Source organism: Shewanella sp. CG12_big_fil_rev_8_21_14_0_65_47_15 (assembly GCF_002783505.1).
Classification (GTDB): domain Bacteria; phylum Pseudomonadota; class Gammaproteobacteria; order Enterobacterales; family Shewanellaceae; genus Shewanella.
Map to the genome: position 1 here is coordinate 593 of NZ_PFGL01000010.1, position 18,515 is coordinate 19,107.

Genomic DNA, 18,515 nt, shown 5'->3' on the forward strand with positions numbered 1-18,515 from the left:
TAGTAAATCAATCGAGTAACGTTCGACACCTGGCATAGAGGCGACTTTTTCGCTGCGGTTGGTGCCTTCGAGTACGAACATTGGATAAATTAAGTCATTAACCGTCAGATGATTTTCAGCCATCAGGCGGCGGCTGAAATCATGTTTACGCATGCGGCGCATTCTGCGCTGTGGGAAAGCACTGGTAATGATATTCACATTGGACTCCTAATTAGGTTCTGCTCTTGCTGGCACATACAATTTCACTTGATTGCGCCCGTTGTTTTTCGCTTGATAGAGTGCTTTATCGGCTTGTTCAAGTAATTCGGTACAGTGTTGATCGCTAGCCATGATATCGGCACTGACTCCGATACTGATGGTCAATGGGATAGGTTTTCCCTCCCATTCTAGGTCAATAGATGTCACTGCGTCTCTAATGCCTTCAGCGACCTTCAGTGCGCCTTGTGCCGTTGTGTTGGGGAGAATAATAGCAAACTCTTCGCCACCAAAACGTGATACTAGATCCGTTGGACGCTTTAAATGTTGTTGTAATGTCTGGGCAATCTTCTTTAATGCTTGATCGCCAGCTAAGTGCCCAAAGTGGTCATTGATCGACTTAAATCTGTCGATATCTAGCATTAATAGTGCGATAGGAGTTTCTTGGCGGCGACTGATCCTGCTTTCTGCAAGCAAGCGTTTATCGAAGGCGCTGCGGTTTTTAACACCCGTTAAGCTGTCGATTGTGCTTTGCTCTGTGAGTTTTTGATTGACTTCATGCAACTCTCTGAGGGTTATTTCAAGCTCTAGGGTGCGCTCTTGCACCATTTGCTCGAGCCGTTCATTAGTGTCGGCCTCAAGTTTTAATGCTTCTTCCCGTGCGCTACGGATTTTCTGTGCTTGTTTCAATGCTTCCTGCTGAATACGCAACTTAGCTTTGCGTTCATCGTTATAACGAATAGCGAGCACGAGAGACATGAAAAGGATCTCAAAAGTGAGTCCGAGCATTACGGGTGTTTGTGGCTTTAAACTTAAATTAATGACGCCAAGATAGAGTAGGCTACTAATGCAAGCACCTGTGAGCATGCTCACCCATCCGACGGTATAGAGCTTTGCGAGCTTATGACCATTAATCGCTTGGATAATGGCGAGTACCATTAGAATCATACTGAGGATCACAACGGAAACAATCTCAATATAAAGGACTGTACCGTAACGGACGAAGGGAACTAATAGACTCACTAATAATATATAAACCGCACTGTAACGGCATATCAATAGCATGTGGCGGTTATGGTATTTGAGTTGCAGTATCTTCTCGGTGAACATCAAAGCGAAGGCCATCACTAAGGGTAATAATATCGGCACCATTAGTTGTTGTAATACGGGCCAATTTGGCCAGAGAAAACGGAAAGCAAAGCCATTAATAGTGGCGACCAGTAAGGTCATGCAGAGGACATAGCCCGAGTAGTAGCTATAACTGAAGGATCCTGAAGCCAAGGCAATAAAAAGACTAAAAATCCCGATGGCGGCAAGTACACCTAATTGAAACCCATGCTCGACGGCGGTTGATTCGGCAATTTGTGCCAGATCATTGGCTGACCACAGATTTAGAGGAACTGCGGCACTGCCTTCGGTTTCTATATGCACATAGAAGGTGTGTTGTTCATTAGCATTGATTTTAAAAGGATATAGGAAAATATTGCTCAGTAGCGGGCGTTGCTTATAGGAAAGCGAGTCTCCCATATAGGCGGTGTCGATCAGCAGGTTGCCCACTAAATGATAAATCGTCACTTTATCCAATAACGGATTATCTAGGGCGAGAATGCGCGAAAGGCTTTCGTCACCACTACTTAGATTCACCGTCAGCCAGAAATTATGTTGATTAAGGCGTTGAATATCGGCACTGGTAAACTTATGCCACTGCGTTTGGGAGAGTGCTTGAATATCGGCTAACTGACTTGTGCCATTACTATGAGTTACCATGAGCCAAGGTGTTAGATTGAGTGGCGTAGGTGTGTGCTCATCTATGCTCATCGTGCTGGCGAAAGCACCAAATGAAATGAACATGTTAATAAGTAAAACTAATAAGCTACCTAAGTTAGCCATAGTGTTGACTCAAATTAAAAAACGCTAGGCTATTTTGATAGCATTGTTTAGCAAATTCAGCCGCATTTTCACCACGTAAGTTGGCAATATACTGAGCGATATAGGGCAAGTATTCTGGTTTGTTTTTACTGGATTTAGGTTTAGGCCGCATACTCCGCGGGAGCAGGTAAGGGCTGTCAGTTTCAATCAATAAACGCTCTTTCGGAATAAAAGGCACTAGCTCTGCTAATTCTTGGCCGCGTCTTTCATCACAGACCCAACCCGTAATACCTAAGTGTAAATCGAGGTCAATATAGGCTTCCATTTGCGAGTGGGTGCCAGTAAAGCAGTGCAGTAATGCACCAGTAAGCTGCGGACGATATTCACGTAGGATCGCAATAAAGTCTTCGTGGGCATCACGCTCGTGCATCAGTACGGGCATTTGTAGCTCAACGGCTAAAGCGAGTTGGGCTATAAATGCCTGGCGCTGGATGGGCCTAGGAGAGAAATCACGATTGTAGTCTAAACCACACTCACCAATGGCAACGACCTGTGGTGCTTGGCAAAGTTCAGCTTGTCGCTTGTTTGAGTCAGTTTGCCAGCCACTTGCATGGTGTGGGTGTACGCCAGCTGTGCAGTAGAGTTGATTCGGATATTGTTGGCAAACCGCGATGGCAGCTGCACTTTCAGTTAAATCGCTGCCAATAACGATTAACGGCGAAACCCCATGGTCCGCCGCTGCTTTTACTATCGTTGCAATGTCTGGTTCGAGTGCACTGCCAAGCAAGTTGACTGCAATATCTAAGTATGAGGACATTATTTTAGGCGCTTTACCCTCACTAGGGCGTTGCGGCTATCGGTACCCATTAAGAAAGAGCCTAAGGCTGCCTTTTCAATGTAGACTTTTTCACCTTGTTTTAGGCTGAATTTGCGGCCCTCGGTTTGTTTCCAGACTTGGCCGTTAGTGAATGTCATTTTGATAGCACCGTAGGGATCTTCACTGATCGAACTGACTTCAAGATAAATTTTATCGACGGTATTTTCTTGGACACGCTTGGCTTCCATACCGAAGTTATCTTCAATGTTTGCTGCTGGAACTGCTGGAACTGCTGGAACTGCTGGAACTGCTGGAACTGCTGGAACTGCTGGAGCACTAGCAACAACGGCAACAGTCGGCGCGGCCACTACCGCAGCGACACCTACAGGAGCGGTTTGAGTATCTATGGTAGCAGTCGTGCCTTTTATGCTGGCGGCTAGGTTGTCATAGCAAATTAAGCGTTCGAGTTTGTCTGCTGTTGCTGCGCATTGAGTCAGTTGCTGTTCAATGCTGGCATTTGCTTGGGCTGAAAACAGCATAATCGCTGCAGCCGTAAGAGTTAAGCGCATCAGGATCTTCCTTATTCTTATATTCCTCTAACGCCGGCAAGGGCGTTAGTCGTTCGTTTGTTCTTCTTCGTTCGACTCATCGCTCGGTTTACTGTAAAAACGAGCAGCGAATAAACCACCCTCGAACAATAACAGCATTGGCACTGCAAGCATAGTCTGGGAAATCACGTCCGGTGGTGTTAACAACATACCCACAACGAAGGCGCCCACAACGATATAGGGACGTTTTTGCCTGAGATCTTCGGGAGTGGTCACACCTGCCCAGCAGAGTAAAACCACGGCGATAGGGATTTCAAAGGACAGTCCGAAAGCAAAAAACAGCTTTAAGACAAAATCCAGATAGCTGCTAATGTCGGTCGCAACTTGCACTCCCTCGGGTGCTGTGTTGGCAAAGAAGCCAAACACCACGGGAAAAACTATGTAATAAGCAAAGGCAATACCAAGGTAAAACAGCACGGTACTACTAAAGAGCAGCGGCATGACTAAGCGTTTTTCATGCTTATACAGGCCTGGTGCTACAAAGGACCAAATTTGATAGAGCACATAGGGCACGGCCACAAAAAATGACAGGACTAAAGTCAGTTTAAAAGGTGCAAAGAAAGGTGCGGCCACATCGGTCGCAATCATGCTGCCACCCAAGGGTAAAGACTGCATTAAAGGGATTGCCATGTAGTGGTAGATGTCATTTGCCCAATACACGCTGCAGATGAATACAATTAATACGCTGGCAATGGATTTAAGCAGCTTGGACCTAAGTTCAAGCAAGTGGCTGATAAGTGGCTGCTGTTGCGACATGAATTATCCGTTGGCTTTCGGGTTAGAACGGGTATCCGCGCCCTGGGATGGCTCGCTGTGAGCGGCGGGAGACGCCGATATTGGACTCGCCTCTACTGGGCTTGTCGGGCTAGTTTGGCTTACTTGCGCGGGATTGTGGATCGGTTCCCCCTGTGCAGAAGTGTTTTGGGAAACAGGATCTTGCACTTGATAAGGTCGATTCACTGACTGCGCAGCCTGTTTCAATTGATCGATAGATTCTTGAAGTTCAGGTGAAAGATTAGCTAAACCTTTGCTTTCTGCTTTTTTGAGATCGGCATGCAATTGCTCGATCTTCAGCTCCTGCTCAAGTTCATCTTTGACCGAGTTGGCCATGCGTTTCATCGCGCGGATCCAACCCGTAATCGAACGCACCGCGACCGGTAGACGCTCGGGGCCAAGAACCACGAGCCCCAGAACACCGATCAGCAGCAGCTCCATAAAGCCGATACCGTCAAACATAAGGAGTTACGCCTGTTCTTTGTTAGACTCTGGTTTCTTTTCCGTCGCCTGTTGAGTTGTTTGTGCTGTTTTAGCCGCTTCGGTGTCTTCTAATGCCTTTTTATCTTCTTCTGAAGACATGGCGTTTTTGAAGCCCTTAACCGCACCGCCTAAATCACCGCCCAAAGAGCGCAATTTCTTCGTTCCAAATAATAAGACAACGATTAACGCAATGATAAGAAGTTGCCAAATACTAATGCCACCCATGAAGGTATCCTCTTAATTGATATCGGTTCTATTATGAACCTCTGATTAATTAGTGCTAGCTAAAATTTACGATTCTTTGGCCTAGATCGCCATCCGATAAACCACAATATTGCGCCCGAAATAAGACACACGTAAGGGGTCCACAGTGTAGCGTCTTGATTAAACAATAACGTGCCGCAGATCAATAAAATTGCAGAAGTGATAAGCAGGTAATTACTCTTATGTGACTGCTGCTGATATTTTAAATACTTATCTAGCATCTGTTGCTGAGAACTCAGCAATTTCCTGCCTAATTTAAGGTTGTCATAAATCAGTTCTGGGAATTCTGGTAGCTTATCAGACCAATATGGCAGTTTTGTGGATACCTTTTTAAACATGGCCTTAGGGCCCACTTGTTCGGCCATCCATTGTTCTAAGAAGGGTTTAGCGGTTTGCCATAGATCCAACTGCGGATAAAGTTGTCGGCCTAATCCTTCGATATAAAGTAAGGTCTTTTCTAGTAACACCAGTTGCGGCTGTACAATAATATCGAAGTGGCGAGCGGTGCGAAATAGCTCTAACAATACATGACCAAAGGAGATTTCATCGAGGGGTTTGTTGAACATAGGCTCGCAAACGACCTTGATGGCTTGCTCGAAGGCCTGCAAGTCGGTTTTTTCCGACACCCAGCCCGACTCAATGTAGAGCTGGGCGATTCTGTGGTAATCCCGGTTGAAGAACGCGAGGAAATTCTCGGCCAGATAGCGTTTGTCGACTTCACTAAGCGTGCCCATAATGCCGCAGTCTAAACCAATGTAGCGGGGGTTTTCTGGGTGTTCTAAGGAGATAAAAATATTGCCGGGATGCATATCCGCATGGAAAAAATTATCCCGGAATACTTGGGTAAAAAACAGCTCAACCCCACGTTCGGCTAGCAGCTTGAAGTTAGTACCCTGTGCCTTGAGAGCGGCAATATCCGAGACTGGAATACCATAAATACGTTCCATCACCATCAGGCGTGGATAGCAAAACTCCTCATATACATAGGGGACATAGAGGGCATCCGAGTTGAGAAAGTTATTACGCAACTTAACTGCGTTTAAGGCCTCAAGCTTAAGGTTTAATTCACCTAAAATGGTCACTCGGTAATCTTCAATCACTTCCGCGGGGCGCAGGCGGTTGCCTTCACCGAGAAGATATTCAATCAGTTTGGCGGTTTGCGACATTAACAGCAGATCGGCTTGGATCTTAGCTTCTACATTCGGGCGCAGTACTTTCAAAACTACCGCTTTGCCATTTGATTTGAGTGTCGCCGTGTGCACCTGGGAAATGGATGCAGAAGCTAGGGGCGTTTCATCGAAGTCATCGAAAAAAGATTCAATTGGTGCTTTTAGCTCCGCTTCTATCGCTTGGCGAGCGAGCACACCATCGAAGGGCGGCACTTTGTCCTGCAGCATGGCGAGTTCATTTGCCCACTCATCACTGAGTAAATCACGGCGGGTCGAGAGCATTTGTCCAAGCTTGATATAAACCGGACCAAGTTCCTGCATCGCCAGTTTTAAGCGCTCGCCACCGGGTTTATTTTTATGTTTATTGTGGATCCAGAATAGGCTGTTACGGGCGAGTTTAAAGTACCAAGGGGTCATCTTTGGCGGTAAAACCTCGTCCAGCCCATATTGAAGTAGGGTTTTAATGACGTGGTAACCGCGGCGGATACTGGCAAGGGTCATGGCTTAATCTGGTCTCTTAATTGGGCAATCCGTTGTTCAATCGCGCGGGTGTCGGCAACTAAATCATCCATTTGATCGCGAAAATGAATTAACTCAATTGGGTGCGGAGCGAGGCGATACTCTTCCACTGCGAGTTGCCCTAAATGGGCACGGGTTTTACGCAACACTTCGAGTGCCATTCCCTTCGCCTGCTGGCCAGTGCTGATGAGCTTGTGGGTGGGGCCATCGCCTAAATAGCGGGATATTGGCTCGGCAAAATCAAACTCGATACCGCGTAGATACTGGCTAAAGCTTTGTAATAAATTGAGATCGCCCTCAAGCTTGAGTTTATCCTGCTTGATAAGTTCAGTCAGGTTTGCGCCTTCGGTCACCCGATAAAGCGTGGTTGCATCGGCGTGCAGACTGACATCGACATCCCCTTCATAGCGGCTGAGCACTTGGATCTCTTTGGCAAAGACTAAATAAATTGGCCAGCTAAGCTGCGACAATTGAATGCGAAACACTTTGCCATGTAACTGGCGCTGGCGCGAATAGTCATCGCCCGCTTGGGCCTGAAGTTTTTTCAGACCCATTTCCATTGCGGCACAGGCGAGGAGCACAACTTCCTGCGGCATCATTAGAATTTATAACCGCGGTGCAGGGCGACGATACCGTCGGTCATATTGGTGTAATCGACCTGTTCAAAGCCAGCGTCCACCATCATTTGCTTTAGTGTGTCTTGATCTGGGTGCATGCGAATTGACTCGGCCAGATATTCATAGCTGTCGGCATCTTTGGTGATCAGTTCACCCATCTTAGGCAATACTTTAAAGCTGTATAAATCATATACTTTGCGCATGATTTCATGCTGAGGTTTAGAAAACTCCAACACTAATAACTTACCGCCTGGTTTGAGCACACGGTTCATTGAGCGCAGCGCGGCATCTTTATCGGTCACGTTACGCAGACCAAAGGCGATGGTAATAATATCGAAGTGGTTGTCCGGGAATGGCAGTGCTTCAGCATTGGCCTGCACATAGCTGACATTATTTACAATACCGCGGTCACGCAGTTTAGTTCGGCCCACTTTAAGCATAGAATCGTTGATATCGGCTAACACGACTTCACCTTTATCGCCCACTAAGTGGGAGAACTTGGCGGTTAAGTCACCGGTACCACCGGCTAAATCGAGTACTTTCATACCAGGGCGAGCACCTGACACTTCTATGGTGTAACGCTTCCAAAAACGGTGAATACCGAAGGACATCACATCATTCATAATGTCATACTTTGCGGCGACCGAATGAAACACGCCGGCAACGAGATCGGCCTTTTTATCGGCCTCAACGGTTTTGTAACCAAAGTGGGTACTTCTAGATTCGCCCTCAGACATCAATGTGTTCCTATTGTTTTGCAATGTATTAGTTGCGAGTGTAAGCCATCGCCAGCATTTGCTGAATCGTTGATCTATCACTCTGTGATCGAGCTAGTAAACTCACGTGGATGCGCTAGTTTCAGTCGCCTTCTATAAGTCCTTGAGTTGAGTGCTCGTCGACCACATAAAACGGACTGGCATTAGACCACAATATCCGGATTTGGTGAATAGCTTAGCGCCGAGTCGTAGATAACTGATGCCCAGTTACTGTGCCAAAAACTGCATACGAGCTTGCACATAAGCATAGATAAGCTCACTTAGACTCTGGCCTACATCCCTAAAACCGGCTTCAAGTCCCGCTTCGTGACAACTCGGCGCCGCTTCAGCCAAGTGTAAGTATGCACATGGACAGTGGCGAGCGATGTAACTGACATAGTGCGCCGCATCGAGCAGTGGCACACCTGCTGCAGTTGAGGCGCTACTGGGCATTTTAGCGATAGCATCGACATCTAGCTCTAAGCCTACGGGTAAAGCTGTTTCGTTGAGTTTTGCTGCAATCTCAAGTAAGGCTTGGCTTAGGCTGATCTCACGGCGAACCCAAATTTGCTGCAGACTATGCCAAGAGCCACCAAACTCGGTCAACTGAGTTAAATTGGCTTCACTGTTTTTTAACTCGTGCAGCCCGAGTACATGATAAAAGCCTAAGGCTCCATGGTCGGCGGCATAGCTAAAACCATTGCCGCTATGGCGACCTTCGAGTAGACGAAAATCCGAATGGGGATCGAGATTCACCGCTGCAACCTGGCGTTGGTAATGGGCTGAGGTCGCCATCAATAACCCATAGGCATTGTTGTGGCCGCCGCCGATGAGTATGGGTTCTAAACCTGCCTTTAAAATGGCACTGACAATGCGGATCACGCGCTCATCTAGCTGTTCCACCGCATCGCGTAATTCATCTAAGGTGACGTCGGTGTTATCTGTGGCATGGGTCGCGGTTTGTTGCTGTAGATCGGCGGTGTTAACTTGGCCTAACACTAGGCATTCGGCGCCAGACAAAAATCGATTCGATTGCAGATTTAGCCATTGGCGCATGCTAGTGGTAAAGGCATCGGTGGCACCGCCGCGGCCTAAGTTTGCCCGTGGGCCTATGTCTTCACCGACGCCGACAATCGCAAAAACCGCACCATGGGCCTTTGCCGTGGCGAGTATTGCCTCGAGTGAGTGTTCATGATTAGCAATATGTACACATTGCCCAAGCTTAGTCTCGCCGGTTCTCGGGCTGACTAGGGTGGCAATGTCGGCATGGGTAAAAGGGATAAATTCGGGCATAGGGGAGAGTTCTTATAGGGCCAGAGATCACTTATTGTGGCGCAGGCGAGGGCGATTATTCAATGCCAGTAAAGGTGAAATAGATAATAAAAAAGCCAGCTTAGCTGGCTTTCTTGTCATCTCTTTTTTACTTACTCGATATCGAGTGGCTCAGGCGACAGGATAATGCCAGTGTTATCGGCGTAGATATGGTCGCCGGGGAGGAAAGTCACGCCACCAAAATTGACCGGAATTTCCACTTCGCCCACAGAGTTGCCATCGGCGCCCACAGGGATAGAAGCAAGCGCTTGAATACCAATGTCTAACTCTTCTAATGCATCCACATCGCGTACCGAACCGTAAATGATAATGCCTTCCCAATTGTTGCTGACCGCAAGTTCTGCGATGGCACCATCAATGAGTGCGCGACGCAATGAGCCACCACCATCGACCAGTAAGACTTTACCTTGGCCATCTTCCTGTAGGACTTCGGTGATTAGGCCGTTGTCTTCAAAGCACTTGATGGTGCTAATAGAACCGCCAAAAGAGCTACAACCACCGTAGTTACTGAACATGGGCTCGACTACATCTACGACATCTAAGTACATGTCACATAGTTCTGAGGTGTTGTATTCCATATTTACACTCCTATTGATCTGCGTTGCGTACAGTTTAGCGAGTTTACGCCAGTATAAAAGGGATTCATGAAAAGAAAAGTGTTATCAATCACGGTATTGTTGCCGTTGGCTCGTTAACAGTATCTGTAGTATTTTTTCGTCACGGGATCGAAATTAGTGCTCAAAACTTGATATTAGTCATTAAATAACGGTTTTTTATTACAACTCTGTTGCGTGTTTTGATATTATATCCCAAGTTTAAATTAACTTACGTAACTAAATTTGCTTTAGGGGCATGGACCCCCCGTTATGCTTATGGACGGTAGAGGGCCTTTGAGAGGTGCCTATGGAAGCTGTAAACACGATTGAAATTATTGGTTATTTTGCCTCTGTTATGGTGGCTATCTCATTAATGATGAAGAATATCATCTGGTTAAGATGGTTGAACTTTGTGGGTTGTACCCTGTTTGTGATCTATGGAGTGTTCATTTCGGCTTGGCCAGTCGCGGGGATGAATGCGTTTGTTGCCTGTATTAATATTTATCATTTGACCAAAATTTACCGCGCTAAGGCAAGTTCCTAGATCTTAGTGTGGGCCTGATCCCATTGTGTTGCTCTGCTTTAAGCTCAGGCAACACAATGGTTTTCCCAACATTTTAGCCTTTCTTCCGCTTCACTTGCCCCCATCTGCCTCAAAAGCCTTAGTCACCTATGGGACTGTCATAAAACTTTAGGCCAGATGTCACTTAGGCGTCATCGCCATTGCTTAGTCTCAAACCATCTTATCGATTTCAATAAACAAATGAATTCAATCGTGAATAGCGGCCTTAGTTTTAAGCCTTAGTTTTGTTTTAAGCCTTAGTTTTGATAAATAGAGAGCATTAAAGCCAAGCCTGCTAAGCGTTGTCGAGAGAGTGCACCAATTAACATCAGAGTAAAACTCGCTGGTATGCCAGTAAGGAGCCTGTTCTATGTTGAGTTACGTTGCAGACTTAGATAAGCGAATGTTTTTTCATATTGTAAACTGCACGCAGCGCCACGGTTTGTATGCCCATGCAAAGCGGGTGTCTGCGAGCGGCGATGGACATGTGTATTTGTATCTTTCGCTGGGCTTGATGTTGACGCATGCCCAAGGGCAGGCCTTATTCAACCTGATGTTAGCGAGTTTTTTAGTCGAGTTGCCTTTGTATTTGTTATTGAAAAATAGCATCCGCCGTATCAGGCCCTGCCATGGGTTGGTGGGATTTGAGAGTGGCTTTGAGCCATCGGATCGTTTCAGCTTACCCTCGGGACATACGGCCGCCGCCTTTGTGATGGCAACGAGTGTGGCACAGGTTTACCCTATTGCGGCTCCCGCCGCATATGTATGGGCCCTTGGTATAGGTGGCTCGCGCATCTGTCTTGGTGTGCATTACCCTCTAGATATCGTCGCGGGCGCCGTGTTAGGCACGGGAGCCGTTTTACTCGTGCATCCAGTGATTTAACACACATCAGTCTCTTATTCGTTGGAATTCTGTTTCATTCACAGTTAAAGGATAAGTAATGCGAATACTCTACGGAGTTCAAGGCACAGGGAATGGCCATTTAAGTCGTGCGCGTGTGATGGCTAAGTCGCTGATAAAAAATGATGTAAGAGTTGATTTTTTATTTTCTGGTCGCAAGCCGGAGCAGTTTTTCGATATGGAATGTTTTGGTGATTATCGCGTGCAGACGGGGATGACCTTTGCGACCCACTCTGGACGGGTGAGTGTGCCGCAAACGGTGAGGCAGAATTTTTCCTTGTCATTGCTTAAGGATATCCAAGCACTGGATCTGAGTTGCTATGACCTAGTGCTGAATGATTTTGAGCCCGTATCCGCGTGGGCGGCACGGCGGCAGGGGGTGCCCTCTATCGGTATAAGTCACCAAGCGGCGTTGACTCACCCTGTGCCTAAACTTGGTAGCACTTGGTTTAATGAGTTATTGCTCAATTACTTCGCACCCGTGGATATTGCGCTTGGGTGCCATTGGCATCACTTTGGGTTTCCGATCCTACCGCCATTTGTCGAGGTTGATGCCAGCCCTATTGAGCACACACATCAGATCTTGGTTTATTTACCCTTTGAAGATGCGGATGTGATTGCAGATTTCCTCAAGCTCTTTAGTGATTATCAGTTTTTGGTGTATCACAGCCAGCAGCCTAAGGGACAAGTTGCTGAGCACATTAAGTGGCATGGTTTTAATCGCGATGGATTTAAACAGCACTTAGCGACTTGTGGTGGTGTCATTGGCAATGCGGGATTTGAGCTTGCCAGCGAAGCGCTGACCTTAGGTAAAAAGCTGTTAGTCAAACCATTGATTGGTCAGTTTGAACAATTGTCGAATGTGGCCGCACTGCAGCTACTGGGCGCCGGAGATAGCATGATGAGCCTAGATATGGGCGTGGTAAAGCGCTGGCTTAAAACGGCATCGCCTAATCCTATTGCTTATCCCCAAGTGGGAGATACGCTAGTCAAATGGATCCGTGGTGGCGACTGGCACCATAGTCAGTCCTTATGCCAAGATTTATGGAGCCAAGTGACGCTCCCCGATACCTGGCGTTAAATCGGCTCATCTGCTGCGGTGAAAAGCTATTTAGGCACTAGCTGGGTCAATGGGGTTAGCGTATAATTTCGGCACTTTTGCTGTTAGCCCCTTTCAGCACGTCTATTTTGGCCTAGCTTGGCCGTTAATTATGTTGTTATAAATGAGCCTTAAGAAGTTTACTCAGTACAAGTTACTGTTTTTAATGTTGTTGTTTCTTTGTATTTTGCTTCCTTTTATTCCTGACCAAGCATTTCACCTCCCAGGTCCAGATATTGCCAGGCAAAACTTCCATGTGATTGAGTTTAACGATCAAGGCCTGCCCCATGACGAAAGACAATGGCAAGGTTTAGAGGCGCGTATTTCACAGTCCGAACCCGCTCAGATCCCTGAATTGCTGATTTTTGTCCATGGCTGGCACCATAGTGCCGAGCCTAAAGATGAAAACTTTATCGCCTTTGAGCAGTTTTATCAGCAGATGGCGGTGTCCGATGCCCAGCGTAACTTGCTTGGCTTATATATTGGCTGGCGTGGCGATAAGTATGATCCCTTTTGGCTCGATGGTTCCGACGATGCGAAAAGCTGGATTGAACCCTTAGATTTTCCGACCATTTTACAGCGTAAACGGGTCGCTAAACGCATAGGTCAGTTAGGCTTATCCCAACTGTTGGATAAGCTTGATACGTTAGTCGCGCAGCATAAATTACTACGTTATACCGTGATAGGCCACAGTCTCGGCGGGGCAGTCGTTTTGCATGCGAGTAAAGATCGGATCAAGGCGGCTATCGAACATCAGCAGGATAACCCGAATTTATTCTTACTGTTAAACCCTGCCGTGCCGGCGAAGGAATACCAACCACTCGATACGCTGGTCAGTTTAGACAGGCAAAAGCCGAGCATGGTGGTATTACAATCTAAAGGTGACTTTGCGGTAAAAGAAGCTTTTAACTATATCAAGGACGGCGAGCGTGCCGTGGGCAACTCTTGGGCCATTACCCACGATATTGATAAATGTTCCGCGGGGAATTGCGATACCCCGATTAAGATGCCGTCGGCCCTAATAGCCCACGATCAGATCCCCGGCTGTATGATGACTTTGCCCCATTCTGGTTGGAAAATTCGCGCTCGTTTGCAGGCTCGGCGCAGTGTGCAAACTTGTCCCGATGCTAATATGCAGGCCGTGTGGGTGCTGGCCGTATCCGATGAAATTGTCTCTGGGCACAATGGCATCTTGACGCAAGATCATGCCAAAGCCTTGTCTGAGGTGATGAGTATGATTGATTTGTATCGTAACCAACTCCCTAAACATGCAGTGGAACGCCCTGCAAATAAAGACTTTGTGGCCTTAGCACCAGCGTCAGACGCCGCAACATCTGCGTCAATCATAGCGCCCGTATTAGAATCCAAACCTGGGGCCAAGCCAAATGACGGCGCAGAGTCCCAACCTAAGGTTGAGACTAAAGGCATAAGTGATCGGTAGCTATATGGCGTAAGCAATAGGCGTATACGTCTAGTTTTGTATGTAAATGAAATAGCTAATAATAAGCTGGAAAATAAACCTTGTGAGTCAAAATATGAGAGCTGAGTTAAGAGCAAAGATCATCGCGGTTTGTCATAAAAAAATTGAGGCTAAAGGCGATAATGTCGGTGTTTCATTTTACGCCTTTTTTGCCAACAAAAATGATAATCCAGAGTTGCTTATGGAAGCGGCGACTTGGTGGATTCAAACCCATCGCTTAGATCATTTTGTTAAGGCTCATAGGGTGATAGAGATGATCCAAAACGAATCGGAAGAATAGCTCCCAAATCGGTTACTGTGGATTTTGGGTTTGCCATCTGCGCCAAGTGAAAGTAATTAGCGTGGCGAGGATTAGGCTCACTATCGCCCATGTGGGATATTTATGTTGATGATAAAACGCCAGCATAGGGGCGATTTCATCGCGGATTAACACTGGGCCTAATCCAAAGAGTGCCACCCAAATGCTGGTGGCTAGGATATTACCAACAACAAATTGCCGAAAGGGCATTTTAGCTAGGCCGCAGCCGATAAACATAAATTGTTTTAACCCCTCAACAAAACGACTCAACACTAAGGCCGCAATACCGTATTGACCAATAACGCCATGGATTTTGTCTTCTAATTGTGGCTTTATCCAGCCCTTCTTAAGCAACACATCCCCAAAGCGCCAGCCGATCAAATACCCCAAACTATTGCCGGATAAGGCGCCGCAGGCCGCAATAATCAATACTAATGGCAGTGACATCTGCCCTGTAGCGGCTAATAGGCTGGCGACAATAAGCAGAGATTGCCCCGGTGCGGGGATCCCAAAACCCTCGACAGCAATCGCGATAAAGAGCAGCAGATAACCGTATTGCTGCAACCAAGGTGTCATTTCGGCGATGAGATGTTGTAGCGCTTCTGGCATGGATGAAAGTGATCAAATCAATGGGACGATTGGTCCATCATACTCGCCAACTTCTCTGGCTGGATAGATTTATGGACAAAGTTTCATGTCAGTTTTAGTTAGCGGTAAAAATGGAGCCGAGCACTTAGTTTACAGCTTTGCATTTGAATTTTTTAACATCTTCACAGGTGATTTTACCCCTTCAGGATGTCAGGTTTATTTGCAACTTCCTAATAATTTTGAATGATTGTTGATATCTATTCAGTACCTTGATTGAGTTCATAGGTACATGATAGTAGCATGTCTGCTAAATATGGATGATTAAATCAAAATAATGGATATATTATGGCTTTTTATGAAAGAAACAGTTTCCATGAGAATCAGCTCAAGGCAAAACTAGCATCGAATATAGATCAGGTTGTATTATTTAAAAAAATTGATAGTATTCCAGAGCTTCTGGGAGCATCAGTTATTTATATTGATAGCAATTACACAATTGTTGAGTTGCGCCCTTTTACTCCTATCTGTCGATTATCTCCCATAAAAGTAGTATTACGAGAACCCCCAAAAATGATGAGCCAGCAACAGTTTGCGGCATACTTAAAAGGAAGTCAAAGTAGTGTTAGAGAATCGAAGCTAGTTGGGGAGTTAACTAACACGGTATTAAGTTGCGGTGCAGCAGTTTTAGGTTGGATAGTGGTAACTGGAAGTGGAGCAGCGATTCCGTTGACAGGAGGCACTAGCTCAGCTATTACATATTTAGCCGTTGCTGCAAGTACGGCAAGCTCTGTTCAATGTATCAATGGAGTTTATCGGTCTGGTAATGAAATATTTGACCAAGATCAAAATGACCTTCTTGATAGTCAACAATGGTATCAAGATATATCTACTGCATTAGATGTTGTTTCAATTGCTGGAGCAGGAGCTGCTGCAGCTACAACGGTCAAAACCATAAAACTTTTACACTTAAGTAGTGGGAAAAGCTATGCTGCGATATTGGGTAACTTATCTAGGGCTGAAAGGAAGAGACTTACTCAAGAAATAATTCGTATGAATCAACCTGGAATTTCAAATTCACTCATTAAAAAACTAGTTAAGACTGGTACCTATCCTACGCGTTACTCTGGACTAACAATCACTCAGTCATTGCAACTACAGCTAAAAGATGCTATCGGAGCATCCATGAGCTTTACTGGTAGTGCATTATCTGGAACTATTCACTCGTTAGCTATTGGTATATATGAGGAAGTGTCTGAATAATGCGACAAGCTAAAAATGAGGAAATGGTAAGTTTTTTCCCAAAAAAACAAGCAATGATTGTTTTCTTGATTGTTACTTTATTGCTGCTTATCGGGACCGGCATGTCTGTAACCATCGTATTGAATACGTACTACAAGTTATCAGCTGAATGGAGTCTGGCGATATTAATGGTGCTTAGTTTATTGTTTAGTTTTATTAATTTCAAAGTGACTAGAGGCTCATTCTCTTGCGCCAATTTGCTCAAATATTATACCGTGCTTTTAGTTTTAATCGGCATACCTGCAGTCTTACTACAAGATACATTTGCCAAACAGTTATTTTGCTTGTTTAATTTAGCCGTCTTAATTGCAACTTTTTTTCTGGTGAAAAGTAAAATATATCATGCTTATATACAGCATCAATTTGACTTAATTAATGATATAAAAGAAGCTCAAGCAATCATAGAGAAAGAGATAAATAGGGGGCGAAGTCGTCAGTAATCAATGCCAATAATTTTTATACCATAGTGTTAGATTAAAGTTCATAAATCCATATTTACCTTCTCATTATCTTGATAAATTTTCTAGATAGGTTTCTGAATAAATTTTCATTCTAGCTTTAGTTGGTTGCGATCAACCATTGTAATCTAAGATTCTTCGATTGGAACTCTATCTATTTTTAGGGTATAAAAAGGCCGAACTCAGTTCGGCCTTAATATCAGTACTACCGTCTCGACGATAAAACGACTATGCGAATGCCGCTTGTAGCTGTGGTACTACTTGTTTTTTACGACTGAGTACGCCGTCTAACCACACTTTGCCATCAACTGGGGTTTTGCCATAGGCGCGATTGATCAAGTCGGCGTCGTCAGAAACGACTAACAGCTCAGAGCCTTCTTTCATGATATCGGTCAGCAGTAATAATACACTGTGGCGATTGCCTTCCACTTTCAGTGCTTTGATATCGGCCTCTAATCCCGCTTTGATATCATCAAATACTGACAGGTCGATCACTTCTAACTGGCCGATACCGACTAAGTTACCGTTCATATTGAAGTCTTTAAAGTCGCGCATAACGAGGTCACGTGCTGGCGTGCCTTGTACGGCAGATTTGACTTTGAACATTTCCATGCCCAGCGTTTTAAAATCTTCAATGCCAGCGATTTCGGCCAGGGCTTCAACGCAGCGAATGTCGGCTGTGGTGCAAGTGGGTGATTTGAAAATCACAGTGTCGCTCAAAATAGCGCACATCATGATGCCGGCGATATTTTTCGGAATAGCGACTTGATGGAAGTCATACATCATCTTGATCACTGTGTTGCTGCAACCTACTGGGCGGATCCAGCATTCTAACGGGGTATCAGTGGTCAGATCGCCAAGCTTATGGTGATCGACAATCCCGACGATAGTCGCCTTAGCGATATCGTCCGGTGCTTGGGTTAGCTCTGAATGATCAACGATATACACTTGTTCGCCAGCGTAGCTGGTTTTGTATTCTGGTGCTTCGAAGCCGAAACGTTCCAGAATAAAGGCGGTTTCGGGTGATAATTCACCTAAACGTGCGGCAATGGCTTCTTCACCGATTTGGTTTTTTAAATAGGCTAACGCGATAGCACCGCAGATTGAATCAGAATCGGGGATCTTGTGACCGACAACGTAAATGGGCATTTCAGTGACTCTCCATTAAATTTATGACAATTTTAACAATATTTGGCTCGGATCGGAAATAGCCAAAGCGTATATCACTGCGCCCTTAAGTCGCTATTACGCTAAAAATGCTGAGTTTAGGTTCGGCAAATATTGTTTAAGGTTTAAATTTTGACTTTTATCACGACTTTACGCACTGCTGTGGCGATATCGCCCGTCCCAGGCATATGCATATCACCGGGGAAAAATAGCGCAAACATACCCGCTTTGAGTTGCACATAAGAGGCATTGGCCTTGTTTGCCTCGTAATCAAACTCGGCGTAATCGTGTTTCTCAAAATAGGGCTTTGAGGGTGTTTGGCCCGCTAGTGGCAAATAACCAAATTCTTCTTCACCGCTTACCACATATTGCACATCGATATATTTTTGATGTACTTCAAAGGGTTCTGTCGATCTATGCTTAGTGTGGTAGTCGTTGACTATCACAAAAATATTGTCGCCATCGAGGGGGTAATTGCCCACGGGCAGTTGACTAAAGTCTGTGGTGGCAAGATGTTCTAATGCTGTGGCAAGGCGTGGGCTTAGGGATTGATAAATATGGCGGTTTGCTAAGGTATCGACGATCATAGGGTACTCGATATGGCGGAAGTAAATGAGTGAATTGTAAAGATTATAATCAGATAGTCGTCGTTAGGACATAAGCAT

21 protein-coding genes and 1 pseudogene are annotated in these 18,515 nt (G+C 45.6%); 7 read left to right on the forward strand and 15 right to left on the reverse strand.

The window, feature by feature from the left end:
* From COW15_RS02610 to rraA, 12 genes and pseudogenes are all read right to left on the reverse strand, one after another.
* Positions 1–198: pseudogene (locus COW15_RS02610) on the reverse strand (porphobilinogen synthase); the annotation flags it as partial.
* A gap of 9 nt (positions 199–207) precedes the next feature.
* Complete coding sequence (locus COW15_RS02615) at positions 208–2,085, reverse strand: diguanylate cyclase (RefSeq protein WP_293629639.1); 1,878 nt, start codon at positions 2,083–2,085, stop codon at positions 208–210.
* Positions 2,078–2,881, reverse strand: a complete 804-nt coding sequence (locus tag COW15_RS02620; RefSeq protein WP_293629640.1) for a TatD family hydrolase — start codon at positions 2,879–2,881, stop codon at positions 2,078–2,080. Before COW15_RS02620 ends, COW15_RS02615 begins: the two co-directional genes overlap by 8 nt.
* Positions 2,881–3,450, reverse strand: a complete 570-nt coding sequence (locus COW15_RS02625; RefSeq protein WP_293629642.1) for a hypothetical protein — start codon at positions 3,448–3,450, stop codon at positions 2,881–2,883. Before COW15_RS02625 ends, COW15_RS02620 begins: the two co-directional genes overlap by 1 nt.
* A 45-nt stretch (positions 3,451–3,495) precedes the next feature.
* On the reverse strand, positions 3,496–4,245 hold the full coding sequence (gene tatC / locus COW15_RS02630) for a twin-arginine translocase subunit TatC (RefSeq protein ID WP_293629643.1): 750 nt from the start codon (positions 4,243–4,245) through the stop codon (positions 3,496–3,498).
* 3 nt (positions 4,246–4,248) lie between these two features.
* Positions 4,249–4,725 carry a Sec-independent protein translocase protein TatB gene (tatB, locus tag COW15_RS02635; RefSeq protein WP_293629644.1) on the reverse strand — a complete coding sequence of 159 codons (477 nt, stop codon included), beginning with the start codon at positions 4,723–4,725 and terminating at the stop codon, positions 4,249–4,251.
* Positions 4,726–4,731: 6 nt separating this feature from the next.
* Positions 4,732–4,971 carry a Sec-independent protein translocase subunit TatA gene (tatA, locus tag COW15_RS02640; protein ID WP_011790907.1) on the reverse strand — a complete coding sequence of 80 codons (240 nt, stop codon included), beginning with the start codon at positions 4,969–4,971 and terminating at the stop codon, positions 4,732–4,734.
* A gap of 59 nt (positions 4,972–5,030) precedes the next feature.
* Complete coding sequence (ubiB, locus tag COW15_RS02645; RefSeq protein ID WP_293629669.1) at positions 5,031–6,680, reverse strand: ubiquinone biosynthesis regulatory protein kinase UbiB; 1,650 nt, start codon at positions 6,678–6,680, stop codon at positions 5,031–5,033.
* Positions 6,677–7,297 carry an SCP2 sterol-binding domain-containing protein gene (locus COW15_RS02650; protein ID WP_293629671.1) on the reverse strand — a complete coding sequence of 207 codons (621 nt, stop codon included), beginning with the start codon at positions 7,295–7,297 and terminating at the stop codon, positions 6,677–6,679. The genes ubiB and COW15_RS02650 overlap by 4 nt, the downstream gene beginning before the upstream one ends.
* Positions 7,297–8,052 carry a bifunctional demethylmenaquinone methyltransferase/2-methoxy-6-polyprenyl-1,4-benzoquinol methylase UbiE gene (ubiE, locus tag COW15_RS02655; RefSeq protein ID WP_007651203.1) on the reverse strand — a complete coding sequence of 252 codons (756 nt, stop codon included), beginning with the start codon at positions 8,050–8,052 and terminating at the stop codon, positions 7,297–7,299. The genes COW15_RS02650 and ubiE overlap by 1 nt, the downstream gene beginning before the upstream one ends.
* Positions 8,053–8,298: 246 nt before the next feature.
* Complete coding sequence (locus COW15_RS02660) at positions 8,299–9,363, reverse strand: formimidoylglutamase (protein ID WP_293629672.1); 1,065 nt, start codon at positions 9,361–9,363, stop codon at positions 8,299–8,301.
* A 131-nt stretch (positions 9,364–9,494) separates the two neighbouring features.
* A complete protein-coding gene (rraA, locus tag COW15_RS02665) occupies positions 9,495–9,980 on the reverse strand; it encodes a ribonuclease E activity regulator RraA (RefSeq protein ID WP_007651193.1) in 486 nt (161 codons plus the stop codon).
* Positions 9,981–10,305: 325 nt separating this feature from the next.
* On the opposite strand from rraA, the gene COW15_RS02670 reads away from it, so the two are divergent.
* The 5 genes from COW15_RS02670 to COW15_RS02690 all read left to right on the forward strand — a co-directional run bounded on the left by COW15_RS02670 (position 10,306) and on the right by COW15_RS02690 (position 14,320).
* Positions 10,306–10,542, forward strand: a complete 237-nt coding sequence (locus tag COW15_RS02670; protein ID WP_198782076.1) for a YgjV family protein — start codon at positions 10,306–10,308, stop codon at positions 10,540–10,542.
* A gap of 388 nt (positions 10,543–10,930) precedes the next feature.
* Positions 10,931–11,443: a phosphatase PAP2 family protein gene (locus tag COW15_RS02675; RefSeq protein WP_293629673.1), complete on the forward strand. Its 513-nt coding sequence runs from the start codon at positions 10,931–10,933 to the stop codon at positions 11,441–11,443.
* A 58-nt stretch (positions 11,444–11,501) separates the two neighbouring features.
* Positions 11,502–12,542, forward strand: a complete 1,041-nt coding sequence (locus tag COW15_RS02680; RefSeq protein WP_293629674.1) for an MJ1255/VC2487 family glycosyltransferase — start codon at positions 11,502–11,504, stop codon at positions 12,540–12,542.
* 142 nt (positions 12,543–12,684) lie between these two features.
* The gene (locus tag COW15_RS02685) at positions 12,685–14,001 is read left to right on the forward strand and encodes a thioesterase (RefSeq protein WP_293629675.1); all 1,317 of its coding nucleotides are present in this window, start codon (positions 12,685–12,687) and stop codon (positions 13,999–14,001) included.
* A 94-nt stretch (positions 14,002–14,095) separates the two neighbouring features.
* Positions 14,096–14,320 carry a DUF6500 family protein gene (locus COW15_RS02690; protein ID WP_293629694.1) on the forward strand — a complete coding sequence of 75 codons (225 nt, stop codon included), beginning with the start codon at positions 14,096–14,098 and terminating at the stop codon, positions 14,318–14,320.
* Positions 14,321–14,332: 12 nt separating this feature from the next.
* Here the strand turns inward: COW15_RS02690 and COW15_RS02695 are convergent, their stop codons facing one another.
* Positions 14,333–14,947: a DedA family protein gene (locus COW15_RS02695; RefSeq protein WP_293629676.1), complete on the reverse strand. Its 615-nt coding sequence runs from the start codon at positions 14,945–14,947 to the stop codon at positions 14,333–14,335.
* 324 nt (positions 14,948–15,271) lie between these two features.
* Between COW15_RS02695 and COW15_RS02700 the strand changes: the two genes are divergently transcribed.
* Together COW15_RS02700 and COW15_RS02705 are read left to right on the forward strand one after the other, a co-directional pair.
* Positions 15,272–16,186: a hypothetical protein gene (locus COW15_RS02700; protein ID WP_293629677.1), complete on the forward strand. Its 915-nt coding sequence runs from the start codon at positions 15,272–15,274 to the stop codon at positions 16,184–16,186.
* Complete coding sequence (locus COW15_RS02705; protein ID WP_293629678.1) at positions 16,186–16,665, forward strand: hypothetical protein; 480 nt, start codon at positions 16,186–16,188, stop codon at positions 16,663–16,665. The genes COW15_RS02700 and COW15_RS02705 overlap by 1 nt, the downstream gene beginning before the upstream one ends.
* Positions 16,666–16,911: 246 nt before the next feature.
* On the opposite strand, the gene COW15_RS02710 is transcribed toward COW15_RS02705, so the two are convergent.
* Both COW15_RS02710 and COW15_RS02715 read right to left on the reverse strand, forming a co-directional pair.
* The gene (locus COW15_RS02710) at positions 16,912–17,832 is read right to left on the reverse strand and encodes a manganese-dependent inorganic pyrophosphatase (protein ID WP_293629679.1); all 921 of its coding nucleotides are present in this window, start codon (positions 17,830–17,832) and stop codon (positions 16,912–16,914) included.
* A gap of 143 nt (positions 17,833–17,975) precedes the next feature.
* Positions 17,976–18,437: a YhcH/YjgK/YiaL family protein gene (locus COW15_RS02715; protein WP_293629681.1), complete on the reverse strand. Its 462-nt coding sequence runs from the start codon at positions 18,435–18,437 to the stop codon at positions 17,976–17,978.
* Between the last annotated feature and the right edge of the window lie 78 nt (positions 18,438–18,515).

What these genes read in the sequence shown, in the direction of transcription:
- COW15_RS02615 (WP_293629639.1), bottom strand. Translation starts at nt 2,085, where the DNA reads ATGGCTAACTTAGGTAGCTTATTAGTTTTACTTATTAACATGTTCATT.
- COW15_RS02620 (WP_293629640.1), bottom strand. Translation starts at nt 2,881, where the DNA reads ATGTCCTCATACTTAGATATTGCAGTCAACTTGCTTGGCAGTGCACTC.
- COW15_RS02625 (WP_293629642.1), bottom strand. Translation starts at nt 3,450, where the DNA reads ATGCGCTTAACTCTTACGGCTGCAGCGATTATGCTGTTTTCAGCCCAA.
- tatC (WP_293629643.1), bottom strand. Translation starts at nt 4,245, where the DNA reads ATGTCGCAACAGCAGCCACTTATCAGCCACTTGCTTGAACTTAGGTCC.
- tatB (WP_293629644.1), bottom strand. Translation starts at nt 4,725, where the DNA reads ATGTTTGACGGTATCGGCTTTATGGAGCTGCTGCTGATCGGTGTTCTG.
- tatA (WP_011790907.1), bottom strand. Translation starts at nt 4,971, where the DNA reads ATGGGTGGCATTAGTATTTGGCAACTTCTTATCATTGCGTTAATCGTT.
- ubiB (WP_293629669.1), bottom strand. Translation starts at nt 6,680, where the DNA reads ATGACCCTTGCCAGTATCCGCCGCGGTTACCACGTCATTAAAACCCTA.
- COW15_RS02650 (WP_293629671.1), bottom strand. Translation starts at nt 7,297, where the DNA reads ATGATGCCGCAGGAAGTTGTGCTCCTCGCCTGTGCCGCAATGGAAATG.
- ubiE (WP_007651203.1), bottom strand. Translation starts at nt 8,052, where the DNA reads ATGTCTGAGGGCGAATCTAGAAGTACCCACTTTGGTTACAAAACCGTT.
- COW15_RS02660 (WP_293629672.1), bottom strand. Translation starts at nt 9,363, where the DNA reads ATGCCCGAATTTATCCCTTTTACCCATGCCGACATTGCCACCCTAGTC.
- rraA (WP_007651193.1), bottom strand. Translation starts at nt 9,980, where the DNA reads ATGGAATACAACACCTCAGAACTATGTGACATGTACTTAGATGTCGTA.
- COW15_RS02670 (WP_198782076.1), top strand. Translation starts at nt 10,306, where the DNA reads ATGGAAGCTGTAAACACGATTGAAATTATTGGTTATTTTGCCTCTGTT.
- COW15_RS02675 (WP_293629673.1), top strand. Translation starts at nt 10,931, where the DNA reads ATGTTGAGTTACGTTGCAGACTTAGATAAGCGAATGTTTTTTCATATT.
- COW15_RS02680 (WP_293629674.1), top strand. Translation starts at nt 11,502, where the DNA reads ATGCGAATACTCTACGGAGTTCAAGGCACAGGGAATGGCCATTTAAGT.
- COW15_RS02685 (WP_293629675.1), top strand. Translation starts at nt 12,685, where the DNA reads ATGAGCCTTAAGAAGTTTACTCAGTACAAGTTACTGTTTTTAATGTTG.
- COW15_RS02690 (WP_293629694.1), top strand. Translation starts at nt 14,096, where the DNA reads ATGAGAGCTGAGTTAAGAGCAAAGATCATCGCGGTTTGTCATAAAAAA.
- COW15_RS02695 (WP_293629676.1), bottom strand. Translation starts at nt 14,947, where the DNA reads ATGCCAGAAGCGCTACAACATCTCATCGCCGAAATGACACCTTGGTTG.
- COW15_RS02700 (WP_293629677.1), top strand. Translation starts at nt 15,272, where the DNA reads ATGGCTTTTTATGAAAGAAACAGTTTCCATGAGAATCAGCTCAAGGCA.
- COW15_RS02705 (WP_293629678.1), top strand. Translation starts at nt 16,186, where the DNA reads ATGCGACAAGCTAAAAATGAGGAAATGGTAAGTTTTTTCCCAAAAAAA.
- COW15_RS02710 (WP_293629679.1), bottom strand. Translation starts at nt 17,832, where the DNA reads ATGCCCATTTACGTTGTCGGTCACAAGATCCCCGATTCTGATTCAATC.
- COW15_RS02715 (WP_293629681.1), bottom strand. Translation starts at nt 18,437, where the DNA reads ATGATCGTCGATACCTTAGCAAACCGCCATATTTATCAATCCCTAAGC.